This is a genomic window from Nonomuraea cypriaca, assembly GCF_015645445.1.
Taxonomy (GTDB): domain Bacteria; phylum Actinomycetota; class Actinomycetes; order Streptosporangiales; family Streptosporangiaceae; genus Nonomuraea; species Nonomuraea cypriaca.
In genome coordinates, this window is the sequence record NZ_JADOGI010000002.1 from 72781 (window position 1) to 85395 (window position 12615).

The 12615-nt window shown below is 70.7% G+C and carries 11 protein-coding genes; 9 read left to right on the plus strand and 2 right to left on the minus strand.

Annotated features, from left to right (window positions below; all coding sequences use genetic code 11):
- The first annotated feature begins 15 nt into the window (after positions 1 to 15).
- The 7 genes from ITP53_RS55750 to ITP53_RS01215 all read left to right on the plus strand — a co-directional run bounded on the left by ITP53_RS55750 (position 16) and on the right by ITP53_RS01215 (position 9888).
- Entirely contained in the window at positions 16 to 480 is a 465-nt protein-coding gene (locus ITP53_RS55750; protein ID WP_207755390.1) for a hypothetical protein, read from the plus strand.
- A 95-nt stretch (positions 481 to 575) separates the two neighbouring features.
- Positions 576 to 1655 carry a LacI family DNA-binding transcriptional regulator gene (locus ITP53_RS01190; protein ID WP_195893365.1) on the plus strand — a complete coding sequence of 360 codons (1080 nt, stop codon included), beginning with the start codon at positions 576 to 578 and terminating at the stop codon, positions 1653 to 1655.
- A 192-nt stretch (positions 1656 to 1847) separates the two neighbouring features.
- Positions 1848 to 4007 (plus strand): alpha-galactosidase, encoded by a 2160-nt coding sequence (locus ITP53_RS01195; RefSeq protein ID WP_195893366.1) that lies wholly within the window; start codon positions 1848 to 1850, stop codon positions 4005 to 4007.
- Between the two features lie 12 nt (positions 4008 to 4019).
- Positions 4020 to 5339 carry an ABC transporter substrate-binding protein gene (locus ITP53_RS01200; protein ID WP_195893367.1) on the plus strand — a complete coding sequence of 440 codons (1320 nt, stop codon included), beginning with the start codon at positions 4020 to 4022 and terminating at the stop codon, positions 5337 to 5339.
- Positions 5340 to 5434: 95 nt separating this feature from the next.
- A complete protein-coding gene (locus ITP53_RS01205) occupies positions 5435 to 6382 on the plus strand; it encodes a carbohydrate ABC transporter permease (protein ID WP_207755391.1) in 948 nt (315 codons plus the stop codon).
- Positions 6379 to 7230 carry a carbohydrate ABC transporter permease gene (locus ITP53_RS01210; protein WP_207755392.1) on the plus strand — a complete coding sequence of 284 codons (852 nt, stop codon included), beginning with the start codon at positions 6379 to 6381 and terminating at the stop codon, positions 7228 to 7230. The genes ITP53_RS01205 and ITP53_RS01210 overlap by 4 nt, the downstream gene beginning before the upstream one ends.
- A gap of 63 nt (positions 7231 to 7293) precedes the next feature.
- Positions 7294 to 9888 (plus strand): CBM35 domain-containing protein, encoded by a 2595-nt coding sequence (locus ITP53_RS01215; RefSeq protein ID WP_195893368.1) that lies wholly within the window; start codon positions 7294 to 7296, stop codon positions 9886 to 9888.
- 83 nt (positions 9889 to 9971) lie between these two features.
- Here the strand turns inward: ITP53_RS01215 and ITP53_RS01220 are convergent, their stop codons facing one another.
- Positions 9972 to 10682 (minus strand): sigma factor, encoded by a 711-nt coding sequence (locus tag ITP53_RS01220; RefSeq protein ID WP_236050258.1) that lies wholly within the window; start codon positions 10680 to 10682, stop codon positions 9972 to 9974.
- Between the two features lie 497 nt (positions 10683 to 11179).
- A complete protein-coding gene (locus ITP53_RS01225) occupies positions 11180 to 11857 on the minus strand; it encodes an SDR family NAD(P)-dependent oxidoreductase (protein ID WP_195893369.1) in 678 nt (225 codons plus the stop codon).
- A gap of 212 nt (positions 11858 to 12069) precedes the next feature.
- On the opposite strand from ITP53_RS01225, the gene ITP53_RS59970 reads away from it, so the two are divergent.
- Positions 12070 to 12342, plus strand: coding sequence for a hypothetical protein (locus tag ITP53_RS59970; RefSeq protein WP_207755393.1), 273 nt, complete (start codon positions 12070 to 12072; stop codon positions 12340 to 12342).
- Positions 12333 to 12548, plus strand: coding sequence for a hypothetical protein (locus tag ITP53_RS01235; RefSeq protein ID WP_195893370.1), 216 nt, complete (start codon positions 12333 to 12335; stop codon positions 12546 to 12548). The genes ITP53_RS59970 and ITP53_RS01235 overlap by 10 nt, the downstream gene beginning before the upstream one ends.
- Positions 12549 to 12615: the final 67 nt, after the last annotated feature.

Below are 12615 nucleotides of genomic sequence, written 5' to 3' on the forward strand. Positions count from 1 at the left end.
TCCTCGTCCCCGGCGATGACGACATCCAGCGGGCCGGTGACCCGTTCCCGGTCGAGTACCGCCCGGTCCTCGACCGTCTCCTCGCCCTCATCAACACCGGCGTTCCGTACTCCCCGCCATCATGAGCGGCGGAAGACAAAGGCGTTACCCCAGCGCTGCCGCCGGCCCGGGACGTCGCTACTCTGCGACAATGTCATTCACTTATCGCTCGATGGCGCTCGCGGCGGCCGTCGCACTCGCCACTACGACCACAACGCGTCGACGATCCGCGTGATCGGGATTGACGCGAATCGCACGAACATCGCCCCTGCGACACTCGGCGGCTTCGGCATGACCGGCTATGGAGCAAAGGCGACCATGGCCTCCAGAAAGATCGACTATCTGTTCGTCAAGGGCGCCGTACAACCGTCGAGCATCGATCACACGGTAAGCGGTACGAAGTCAAACCATCTGGCGCTGTACGGATTCATAGACTTCTGAACCCGCGCCCCGCCATAAAGCCGATCGGCGCCACGTCCCGCCGGCCAGCACAAGATCGGGAAGGGATCCGGCCTGGCCGGGCCTACCATGTGACCGTGACCTCGACTCCCCGGCGTGTGTCCCGTTCTGGCGCCCGCGATGTGGCCGTGCCCAGCATTCGGGACGTCGCCGCCGCGGCGGGAGTGTCGTACCAGACCGTCTCGCGCGTGCTGAACGAGTCGCCGCGGGTGCGACCGGAGACGCGTGCCACTGTGCTGGCGGCCATCGAGCGGCTCGGCTTCCGGCCCAGTCGCGTGGCCCGCGCGCTCAGCCTGGGCCGCGCCCGCGGCATCACCGTGGTGACGTCCAACACAGTGCTGTACGGCTACGCCGCCACGTTGCAGGGAATCGAGGAGGCCGCTCGCGCCGAGGGCATGGCGGTGGGCGTGCGGGTGGTGGAGTCGGCCGAGCCGGCCGAGGTCAAGCAGACCGTGGACTACGTGAGCGACGCCGGCGCGGGCGGCGTGGTGGTGATCGCGTTCGACCCGATGGGCGTGGCGGTGCTGGAGGCGCTGCCGGATCACGTGCCCGCCGTCGCCGCCGCCGAGCCGGCCGCGCCCGACCGTGGACGGGTGGCGATCGCACTGGACGAGCGGCGTGCCGCGGCCGACGCCACGCGGCATCTTCTGGAGCTGGGTCACCGTACCGTGCACCACGTGGCGATTCCGTCGGAGGGCGGTCCCCGGGGCCGGCTGGCGGGGTGGCGCGACGCGCTGCGGCAGGCTCATGCGGAGATTCCCGAGGTGCTGGCGTGTGGGTGGGACATCGCCTCCGCCTATGCGGCCGGGCAGCGGCTGGCCGCCCGGGACGACGTGACGGCCATCCTGTGCGGCAACGACGACATCGCGCAGGGCGTGCGGCGGGCGGTGTACGACGCGGGCAAGGACGTGCCGGTGGACGTGAGCATCGTCGGTTTCGACGACATTCCCGGCTCGGCGTTCTGGACGCCGGCGCTGACCACCGTACGAATGGATTTCGCGGGACTGGGACGGGCATGCTTCCGTGCGACCGTGGCCGAACTGACCGGGCAGGAGCAGCCCCGGGCGGATCTCGTCGCGCCGAGCCTCGTGGTACGCGAGTCCACCGCGCCGCCGCCCCCGTTCCTGAAACGCCCCATTCCTGAAACACGGACGTAACGATCCCGCATAGGGGACTTCCCTCACGACATGTGACCGCTCACACTGGCGCTCAGAATGTGACCGGTCACACCGACTGCCGCCGTCTTCGTCAGGAAGGGGGATCCGTGCCCTCGTCACGCCTACGACGGTCCGCCGCGGGTCCTTCGCCATCGGCGCCGGGCGACCTCACCTCCAGAAAGTGAGCCCTTGATGCCTGCTGACGTCGTCGAACACCTGCGCTGGGGGCATGCCGGCCTTACCGCCATCGTGGAGATCCACCCGGATCACCCGGTAGTGCTGCGCGAGCTGTCGCCAGGGCCGCCCACCCTGGCGGCGCAGGTGTCGCAGCCGCTGGTGGAGGTGCTTGTGCCCGGTGAGGGCCGGGCCAGGGCCTCGCAGCGGCTGTCGGAGACGGCGGTGGGCTGCCGGCTGCGCTACGCCGGGGCCGAGCAGTCGGCCGAGGGCGGATGGCACGAGTTGCGGATCCTGATGCGCGACGAGGGATCCGCGTTGGGCGCGGAGGTGACGCTGCGTTCGCGTGAGGGGGTGGCGGCCGTGCAGTCGTCGGTCCGGTTGACCAACCTGGGGGAGGAGCCGCTCCTGCTGCTGGCCGTCACCTCCTTCGCCGCGGGCTTCCGCGGCCGGCCGGCGAGCGAGCTGGACGTGCTGTACGCCGACAGCGAGTGGCTGGGCGAGAGCCGCTGGACCAGCCGGTCGCTCGGCGGGCACCTGGCCGACTTCGGCCTGGGCGCGCACGGTCAGCACGGCAAGGGCACGTTCGCCCTGACCAGCTCGGGCACCTGGTCCAGCGGCCGGTACGTGCCGATGGGCGGCCTGACCGACCGTGGCACCGGTCAGACCTGGTTGTGGCAGATCGAGCACAACGGCCCGTGGCGGTGGGAGACCGGCGACCGGCTGGACGGCGCGTACGTCGCCCTGACCGGGCCGACCGACCTCGACCACCAGTGGAGCGAACTGCTCGCGCCCGGCGAGTCGTTCACGACCGTGCCGGTCTCGATCGCGGTCTCCGCCGGCGGCCTGGAGGGTGCGGCGGCGGCGCTGACCGCGCACCGGCGCGCCCTGCTGCGCCCCCATCCCGACCGCGCCCGGCTGCCGGTGGTGTTCAACGACTACATGAACACCCTGATGGGCGACCCGACGACGGACAAGCTGCTGCCCCTGATCGATGCCGCGGCGTCCGCGGGCGCCGAGGTGTTCTGCGTGGACGCGGGCTGGTACGACGACGGCGGCGACTGGTGGGACAGCGTGGGGGAGTGGCAGCCCTCCCAGACACGTTTCCCGCGCGGCCTGGAGGAGGTACTGGCCCGCATCGCCGGCCACGGCATGACGCCTGGCCTGTGGGTGGAGCCGGAAGTCATCGGCGTGCGCAGCCCGATGGCCGGCAAGCTGCCCGACGAGGCGTTCCTGCAGCGCGGGGGCGCCCGCGTCGCCGAGCACGGCCGTTATCACCTGGACCTGCGCCACCCGGCCGCCGTCGCACACCTGGACCAGGTCGTGGACCGGCTGGTGGAGGAGCTGGGCGCCGGTTACTTCAAACTCGACTACAACGTCAACCCCGGCGCGGGCACCGACCGGGACGCCACGAGCGTCGGCGCCGGGTTGCTCGCGCACAACCGCGCCCATCTGGCCTGGCTGGAGGACGTCCTGGACCGGCACCCGCACCTGGTGCTGGAGAACTGCGGCTCCGGTGCGATGCGCATGGACTACGCGATGCTGTCGCGCCTGCAGCTGCAGTCCACCAGCGACCAGCAGGACTTCCTGCGCTACCCGCCGATCGCAGTGGCGGCGCCGCTGGCGATGCTGCCCGAGCAGGCCGCCAACTGGGCCTACCCCCAGCCCGAGATGACCGAGGAGGAGATCGCCTTCACCTTGTGCACCGGCATCCTGGGGCGCCTCTACCTGTCCGGCAACCTGCACCGGATGACGCGGGAACAGCTCGCCCTGGTCCGGGACGGCGTCCGGCTCCACCAGAGCCTCAGGCCCGACCTCCTGCGTGCCATGCCGTGCTGGCCGCTGGGCCTGCCCGGCTGGGACGACCCGTGGCTCGCCCTCGGCCTGCGCGCCGGGGAGGGCACCCATCTGGGGATCTGGCGCAGACCCGGAGCCGCGGACACCACCGTGCTCTCGCTTCCTCACCTGACCGGGCGAGACCTGCGCGTGGAGATCGCCTATCCCGCGGCGGCCGGTGGCTGGACGTACGCGTGGAACCCGCGGACCGCCGAGCTGACCGTCACCGCCGCGCTGCCCGCGCCCACCGCCCGCATCCTGCGCCTTCGTCCCCTCCAGCCCGCTGAACGGGACGCTCGGCCGCCCACGGTGGCCGAACACGGACAGGCCGAACACGGATAAAGGAAGAGAACCGTGAAGCTCGCACAGCATCTCGCCGCCGCGGCGGCCCTCATCCTGGCCATCACGGCCTGCAGCGACCCGGCCTCCGGACCCGCCGCGCCCGCCGCGGGCGGCTCGCCGGCCGCCTGGCCCTCGCCCGCCGGCCGCCTGGACGGGGTCACGCTGACCATCTGGGCCGCGCAGAACAGCAACACCGCCCCCAAGGCCGTGACCGACGCCTTCACCCAGGCGACCGGCGCCAAGGTCGAGGTCGTCACCATCCCCGACCCGTACGAGCAGGGCGTCCAGACCAAGGTCGCCACCGGCGACAAGCCGGACCTGGCGTTCTGGCAGCCCACCGCGTCCATGCTCACCGCGTTGAACGCCCGCGCCAACCTCCAGCCGCTCGACGGCGCTCCCTGGATCTCCTCCCTTTCGCCCGAACTGCGCGACATCACGGGACTGCTGGACAAGACCCGCTACGCCGCGCTCGTCACCAGTCCCGCGGTCGAGGGCGTCTACTACAACAAGGAGGTCCTCGCCGCCAACGGCATCACCGGGACGCCGGAGAACTTCGACGAGATGCTCGAGGTCGCACGCGATCTCAAGGCCAAGGGCGTCACGCCGTTCTTCGAGATGGCCGGCGACAAGTGGGCCACCCAGTGGTGGGTGCAGGTCCAGCTCGCCGACGCAGCCAAGGAAGGCCTGTGGGAGCGGATCAACACCGGCAAGGAGACCTTCGAGGACAAGACCATCCTGGACGCCATCGAGAAGTACCGGGCGCTGATCGACGAGGGCCTGTTCAACGCGGACATCAAGACCGCCACGTTCGAGGACCAGGGAACGGCGCTGCTGTCCGGCAAGGCCGCCATGGTCATCCAGGTGAACTCGTTCTTCGGCCAGCTCCAGGCCAAGGCCGGCACCGCGGAGCTGGACAAGAAGATCGGCTTCTTCCCGATCTCGCCGTCCGGCAACGTCGGCACGTTCATCCCCGACCAGTCCAACGCGCTCGTCGCCTTCCGTACCGGCGACGCCAGGCGGGAGGCCGCCGCCCGGCAGTTGCTGGCGTACTGGATGGGGCCCGGCTACGCCGGCTTCGTCGCCGACCGCAAGACCGTCTCGTTGCGCACCGACGTGCCCACCCCCGACGGCGTGCCGCGGGCGCTGCTGGACGTGCACGCCTCACTCGGCCAGGCGGTCGGCTCCATGCAGGCGCTCGCCGTGGCCAACCCCGACCTGTACCTCAACCTGGCTGACATGATCACCGGCGGTCTGACCCCCGAGCAGGTGGCCGCCGCCACGCAGAAGCAGTTCGCCCAGCTCGCCACGGCGGCCGGAGCCTCCGGCTTCTGACCCGCGACCCGACCCCGGGAGGCCGTCCGCCTCCCGCCACCCACCGACGCCACTCCCGCCATCCACCGGCGCCACCCACCAGCAAGGAGCCGCTCGTGCCGACCGGTCAGGAGACGCTCGCCCGTCCGTTCGCCGCACGCCGCGCACCCGCCAAGCGGCCGGTGCCGGCGATGACCGGGCGCAACCGTACCCACCCCATGTGGTTCCTCGCGCCGGCGTTCGTGATCTTGTTCCTCTTCTTCTTCCTGCCGACCCTGTTCAACTTCATCTACGCCTTCACCAACTGGTCCAGCTTCAAGAGCGACATCCGGCCGGTCGGCTTCGACAACTTCGGCTTCCTGCTGTCGGACGGGACCCTGTTCGGCGCGCTGCGCATCACCGTGATCTACGCCGTCCTGGTAGCGCTGTTCCAGAACCTGTTCGGCTTCGGCCTGGCCGTCCTGCTGGAGCGGGACACCTGGCTCAACCGCGCCGCCCGCCTGGTCTTCCTCATCCCCGTGCTGATGTCCGCCCTGGCCGTGGGCTACGTCTTCCAGGCCCTGCTCAAACCGGACGGCAGCCTCAACGACCTGCTCTCGGCGCTGACCGGGCAGCCGGTGACCATCGCCTGGCTGGGCAGCACCACCTGGACCCTCGTGCTGGCCGCGGTGATCCACGCCTGGAAGTGGATGGGCCTGTCCATGCTCATCTACCTGGCAGGGCTCAAGACCGTCCCCGAGGACGTCGCGGAGGCCGCCCGCATCGACGGCGCCTCGGCCTGGCAGGCGTTCTGGTCGGTCCGCTTTCCGCTGCTGGCCCCGGCCGTCACCTTCAACGTCGCCACCGCGCTGCTCGGCTCCATGAACGGCTTCGACATCGTCCAGGCGCTCACCGGCGGCGGGCCCGCGCGCAGCACCGAGATCCTCAACATCTTCATCTACAGAACCTTCGGCCAGGGCCTGTTCGCCCAGGCCACGGCCATGAGCCTGGTGCTGTTCCTCATGGTGGCCGCGCTGGCCTTCCCGGTGATCCGCGTCCTGCGCAAGAGGGAGGAGATCCTGTGACCAAGCGAGGCGAGGGAGCTCTCCGAGCCCGGCGACTTGCCGCCAGGCTGCGTCCCGTCGCCGTCGTCGCGCTCGTCGTGCCCGTCATGGGCGTGCCGTTGTGGCTGATCGTCGTGACCGCGGGGAAGTCGCAGAGCGAGGCCCTGTCACCGAACCTGTCCCCGCCCTCGCGCTGGCGACTGTGGGAGAACCTCGCCCAGGTCTGGCAGCAGGGCGAGGTGCCGGCGGCCTTCCTCGGCAGCCTGCTCGTCGTCGCCCCGGCGGTCGTGCTGGTGCTCACGCTCGGCTCGATGGCGTCCTGGATCCTCGCCCGCCGCGCGGGCAGGCTCACCGCCGTGCTGTACGCACTGGCCATCAGCGGAATCGTGTTGCCGCCCGCCGTGGTCACCATCGTGCTCCTGCTGCGCCAGCTCGGCCTGGCGGGCAGCCCGGTCGGGATGGTGGGCGTCTACGCCGGCATCTACATGTCCACCGTCATCTTCTTCGTGACCGGCTTCGTCCGCACCGTGCCGCTGTCGATCGAGGAGGCCGCCCGCATGGACGGCGCCGGGCCCGTGCGCGTGTTCGTCTCCGTCATCCTCCCCCTCCTCCGGCCGGTGCTGGCCACCGCGACCATCCTCATCTGCCTGTACGTCTGGAACGACGTCTTCTACGCCTTCTTCGTCGTCGGCGGCCGCCTCGACACCCTCCCGCTGAACCTCTTCCAGGTCGCCAACGCCGGCCTCTATCTCAACAACTGGCACCTGATCTTCGCCTACATCATCCTGATGAGCCTGCCTCTCCTGGTCCTCTTCGCCGTCGCCCAGCGCAGGATCATCTCCGGCATCACCGGCGGCGCCGTCAAGTAAGGCGCCGCAGGAAAGAGCGTTCGCCCGGCACCAGGATTCGCCCGGTACCAGGAAAGGACAGTCATGCATCGACATCGGATTTTCCGGCATGCCCACGCGGTGGCCGCCGTCGTGGCGCTCGCCGCCCTGACCGCCGCGCCGGCCGCCACGGCCGCCGCTCCCGGCGTGGTCACCGTGGACTTCGCGCAGCGAACCGGTCCCGTCCACGGTGGGGCGACCGGCATGCTGTACGGCCTGTCGGACCCGGGCGTGCCGGGAGACACCCTCCTCGCCGGCGCCCGGCCGCGTACCGTCGCGCAGAAGGCCCCGGACGGCGACCAGCATCCCAACGGTGACGCGCTGGCGATCGCGGACGGTTTCCTCGCCGCGGGCGGCGAGGAGATCGTCGTTTACATGCAGGACGTATACAGCCAGTGGCCGTACGAGAACCTCGGCATCGACGACTACCTCGCCAAGGTCGACACCATGGTGCGCAAGGTCGTCCGAGAGCGGCCGCGGGACAAGGACAAGTTCGTCTGGGTGCCGTTCAACGAGCCGGACGGCATCTGGTACCGGGACTGGGCCACTCTGAAGCAGAAGTTCTTCAGCGACTGGAAGGCGGTGTTCGAGCGCATCCGTTCGATCGATCCCACCGCCCGCATCGTCGGCCCCAACGAGGCGAACTACAACCCCGGCAGGCTCCGCGACTTCCTCACCTGGGCCAGGGACGCCACCTGCGCCGGTGACCCCGAGGGCGACTGCCTGCCGGACATCATGGCCTGGCACGAACTGCAGCGCAGCCGTCTCGCCGACTACCGCGGCCACCACGAGCACTACCGCCGGATGGAACGCGAGCTCGGCATCGGCCCGCTGCCCATCAACATCGACGAGTACGGCAACCGGCGCGACATGTCCGTCCCCGGCCAGATGATCCAGTGGATCTCCCTGTTCGAGGACACCAAGGTCGACGCCGACATGGCGTACTGGACCTATGCCGGCAACCTCGACGACCACGCGGTGCGCACCCGTCAGGCCAACGGCGGCTGGTGGTTGCTCAAGTGGTACGCGGATCTGACCGGGCAGACCGTCAGGGCCGTCCCGCCCCGGCTGAACGTCGCCGACACGATCCAGGCCGTAGCGGCGATCGACGAGTCCGCACGGCGCGGCACCGTCCTGGTCGGCGGCGGCTCGGAGCCCGTTCGCCTCGACGTCTCCGGGCTCGGCCCCGGCGTCTTCGGCAAGCAGGTCGACGTCGTCGTGTCGAAGACGACCTGGACCGGATACGAGGGCGACGCGCTCAAGCCGCCGGTCGTCGACGCCCGTCGCGTCGCCGTACGGGGCGGGCGGCTCCAGGTGGACCTGCCCGGCGGCGACGTGATGGCCGCCTACCGGGTCACCATCGTCCCCTCCAGCGGCACGGCCCCGGCGCCCGACGCGCCGTGGACGGTCTCGGTCGAGGCGGAGTCCGCCACGCTCACCTCCGCGCAGGTCTTCGACCAGGACACGACGGCGGACCCCCAGCGCTACGCCACCTCCGGCAAGCGGGACGTCGGTGCCATGAACCGGGCGGACTCGGCCGTGACGTTCCCGGTCACCGTGCCACGGGACGGCCGCTACCGCCTGGGCATCTACCAGGGCGCGAACAAGGTGCCCGGCAGGCACGCGCTCTTCGTGGACGGCGTACTCGACCAAGTCGTGCAGTACTCGGCGAACCTCGGCTGGACCTACCGCGGCCGTACCGACGTGGAGATCGAACTGACGGCCGGTACCCATCAGTTGTCCCTGCGCGCCGGCGCCGACGGCACCACGCGACTGCCGGGCAGCGACATCACGCTCGACAGGTTCGACCTCACGGAGACCACCGGGGCAGCGCGGGCGGCATACCCCGCCGACGAGGCGCGGCTGTCCGGCGGGGCGCGGATCACCCGCCACGGCAACGGACCGGCCATCGCTCTCGGCGGGGGCGCACGCGCCACGTTCTTCGTCGCCGCGGGCGAGGACGGCTACCACGACGTGAAGCTCTCCTACCGAGCCGGCGGCAGGGGTGACCTCCGGGTCCGCCTCGACGGGCGAGAGATCACCGGCCTGCGGGCTACGCGTCCCGGCGAGGGCACCTCCCGCGTGCGGGTATACCTCCCGGTCGGCATCTCAAAGATCGACATAGGCGGCCCGGCCGGCCTGGAACTGCGCGAGCTCACCACGGTCCGGGCCGAGCGGGCGGACACCGCGGTCCACGGGGTCGAGGCCGAGCGGGCGCAGCGGGCCGGAACGGCGAACGTGGTCACCGTCCCCGCCACGAGCGGCTCGAACGCCTCCGCGGGCGCGTACGTCGGCGACCTCGGCAACGGCGCGGGCAACACCCTCACCCTCACCCGCCCGGCCGGATTCGGCCCCGGCGAGTATGTCCTGCTGATCCGCTACGCCAACGCCGACAGGAACACCGGCCACCCGTACAACACCGACGTCATCAGCCGCTTCCTCGACATCACCGAGACCGGTGGCACGACGACCCGCGGGGTGTTCCGGCACAACTACGCCTGGGACAACTTCTGGCCGCAGGCGACACCCCTCACCCTCACCACGCGCGAGGGCACGATCGTCCTCGGCAACGCCGGGGCGCACGGCCCGAACATCGACCGGCTCGAACTCGCACGGCTGGTCGTCGAGATCGACAACTGACACGCGACGGCGCACCGTTCCGGCTCGCGCCGGCTCTGTGGAGATCCGGTCACCGGTGCGGCGACGGCGACTCGAGGCGGACCTCACCCCCGAGTCGCCGTCGTCGACCTGGCGGACACGTCAGCGGCGAGAAGGGCTTCCAGTTCGGCGAGGTCGCCGGTCTGCGCCGCCGCGAGGAACGTCCGCACCATGCGCCGATGCGCGGCGGCGTTCACCGGCTGACGTCGCCCGGTGGCGATGTGCTCGTGGGCGCGCCGCACGAGTTGCCGCGTGTGGTCGGCACCCAGGTGAAGGATTTCGGAGATTCGCCGGTAGGGATAGTCGAACGCTTTGCGCAGGAGATAGGCCGCCCGCTCGGCCGGCGTCAGGTTCTCCAGCAGGAGCCGGACCGCCGCCTCGACGGCCTCATGTCGTTCGGCCGCCGTCTCGGGGCTGACGCCACGGTCCGCCGTTTCCGGAAGCCAGGGGCCGGCGCACGTCTCGCGACGCCGCCGGGCGGACTGGGTCACATTGATGGCGAGCCTGGTGGTGGTCATCGCGAGAAACGCGGGCGGACTGATGACCATCGAGCGGTCGGCGCGTGCCCACCGCAGCCACGTCTCCTGCACCACGTCCTCGGCCTCACCCACGTCTCCGAGCATGCGCAGACCGATCGCGGAGAGCCGGGGCGCCGTGGTGACGAACACCGCGGTGGCCGCGTCCAACCGGCTGACCAACCGCTCTTCAGCGGCGGAGACCGTCGGACCGGTCTGCGCCGCGTCGTGTCTGCGCGCCTCCAGCAAATTCATGATCATGGTATCGGCTCCGTTCACACACGGCATCCGGCGATGCCACTGCGATCACGGTCGCTTCTCCGGCCCCTCCATCGCGCCCTTGGGAGACCCTGGTGGGTACCCTGGTCCACTGGTTGCGGCCGCCCACGCGACACTGGGGTTTGAACCGGTGTAAAGGGCTTGTTCGCCGTGATCGACATCAGAGCGGTAATCTTCGCTGTCGACGCAAGGCGTAGCGCCGGTCGCCTTCCTGTCACGAGCCCGGAGGCTGTCCTGTCCTAGTGGCGACCGGTTGACCGGAAAGGGGAGAATCTCCGTGGACGACCCAACGGCTGCTGGGCATCGCCCTGACGGGCCTGCTCGCCGCGTTCATGGCCGGCATGGCGGCCAGCGGCATGGCGGTCGCCTCGGTGCGCTGTGCCCTGTGATCATCGAAGCACCCGCACAGCCCAAGGAGAAGGCCGGCGCCACCAGACCACGCGGGTGACAGGAGCGCCTCCCGCGACGGCAGGCGGCGGTCAGCGTGGCGACGGCAGTACGGACACTTCGCAGGCGTAGGCGTCGGCGGGTGCGCTCAGCATCCAGACGATCATCGCGGCGAGCGACTGCGGCCGGATGCACTGTGCGGGATCGTGTGGGCGGCCAAAGGCGCTCCTGACCTCGCCCAGCAGGTCGGTCGCCGTCGCGCCGGGGTAGACCGTGGTGACCCGGACCCCGGAGGCCGCCTCTTCCTCGCGCAGCGAATCCGCCAGCTCGCGCAACGCCGCCTTGCTGGCGACGAAGGCCGACCATCCGGCGACCCCGGTCGTTCCCGGCGCGATGTTGACGAAGATCACGTGACCGCGGGAGCGCCGTAGCGGGGGCAGCGTCAGCCGTACCAGTTCGGCGGCGGAGGCCACGTTCACCGCCAGCGTCCGCCGCCACGTCTCAGGACCAGCGTCGGCGACGGACGCGACGGGGGAGGTACCGGCGCAGTACACCAGCGCCTGCACATCCTCCAGGTCGCCGGCATCCTCCAGCGCTCCCACCGTGGCGGCCAGCGTCTCGGGTTCGGAGAGATCCGCCTCGATCCCCGGCACGTTCAGCCGCCCCACGTCGCGCCCCACGGCGGTCACCCGATGCCCGGCCTCCACCAGCGCGCCGACCAGCGCCACCCCGATCCCGCCAGTGGCCCCGGTCACCAGTACGTGTCCCATGACAGCTCCACATCCTCGGCGCGACAGCATGATCATCGTACGTCTCACCGCCTGACCACGACGTCGGCGACGGCGACAGCAGCGACGCGGTGGGCCGGGACCTCATGGCTTCGTCGGTTCCACCAGGGTCGGGAGGCCCGTAACGGGAGACGTCGCTGACTTCCTGCCGACGTGATGGCCTGAAAGGTTGTGCAAGGCAGGGAGACACTGCAGTGCGGTTGTGGCGAAAGATCGTGAAAACGGGCCGGGTGGCCGAGCCCGCGCCGGAGCGTGCCAACAGCGAGATACCGCCGAAGGCGGCGGAGCTGGGCGGGTCGGTCCAGTTGCGGCATGTGGACGCGGGCTCGTGCAACGGTTGCGAGGTCGAGATCGCGTCGGCTTTCGGGCCGGTGTACGACGCGGAGCGCTACGGCGCGCGGCTGGTGGCCTCGCCTCGCCACGCGGACGCCCTGGTCGTGACCTGGCGACCTGTGGGATGGCGGTGATCGTGGCGCTCGTCCGGCCGCGGCCACTGCTGGTGGGCCTGCTGACGGCGGCCGGGGGCGCGCTCGCGGCGGTGGCCGGCGTGGCCGCGCTGACCGGCCGGGGCTGGTCGGCCTGGCTGCCGGAGCTGCTGCTTGGCCGGTCCCCACGCATCACGCTTGGGATCGGCCGCGTACACCCGGGCGCCGGCGAGGACGGCTGGCTGTGAGCGGCCATGGTGTTCCCCGTCGTGGCTCTTGTCCATAGGAAACGTGCACATCATGCATTGATGCGCG

Coding starts and splice junctions, on each gene's coding strand:
- ITP53_RS55750 (WP_207755390.1), top strand. CDS start 16: ATGACGACATCCAGCGGGCCGGTGACCCGTTCCCGGTCGAGTACCGCC.
- ITP53_RS01235 (WP_195893370.1), top strand. CDS start 12,333: ATGGCGGTGATCGTGGCGCTCGTCCGGCCGCGGCCACTGCTGGTGGGC.
- ITP53_RS01220 (WP_236050258.1), bottom strand. CDS start 10,682: ATGATCATGAATTTGCTGGAGGCGCGCAGACACGACGCGGCGCAGACC.
- ITP53_RS01225 (WP_195893369.1), bottom strand. CDS start 11,857: ATGGGACACGTACTGGTGACCGGGGCCACTGGCGGGATCGGGGTGGCG.
- ITP53_RS01215 (WP_195893368.1), top strand. CDS start 7,294: ATGCATCGACATCGGATTTTCCGGCATGCCCACGCGGTGGCCGCCGTC.
- ITP53_RS01195 (WP_195893366.1), top strand. CDS start 1,848: ATGCCTGCTGACGTCGTCGAACACCTGCGCTGGGGGCATGCCGGCCTT.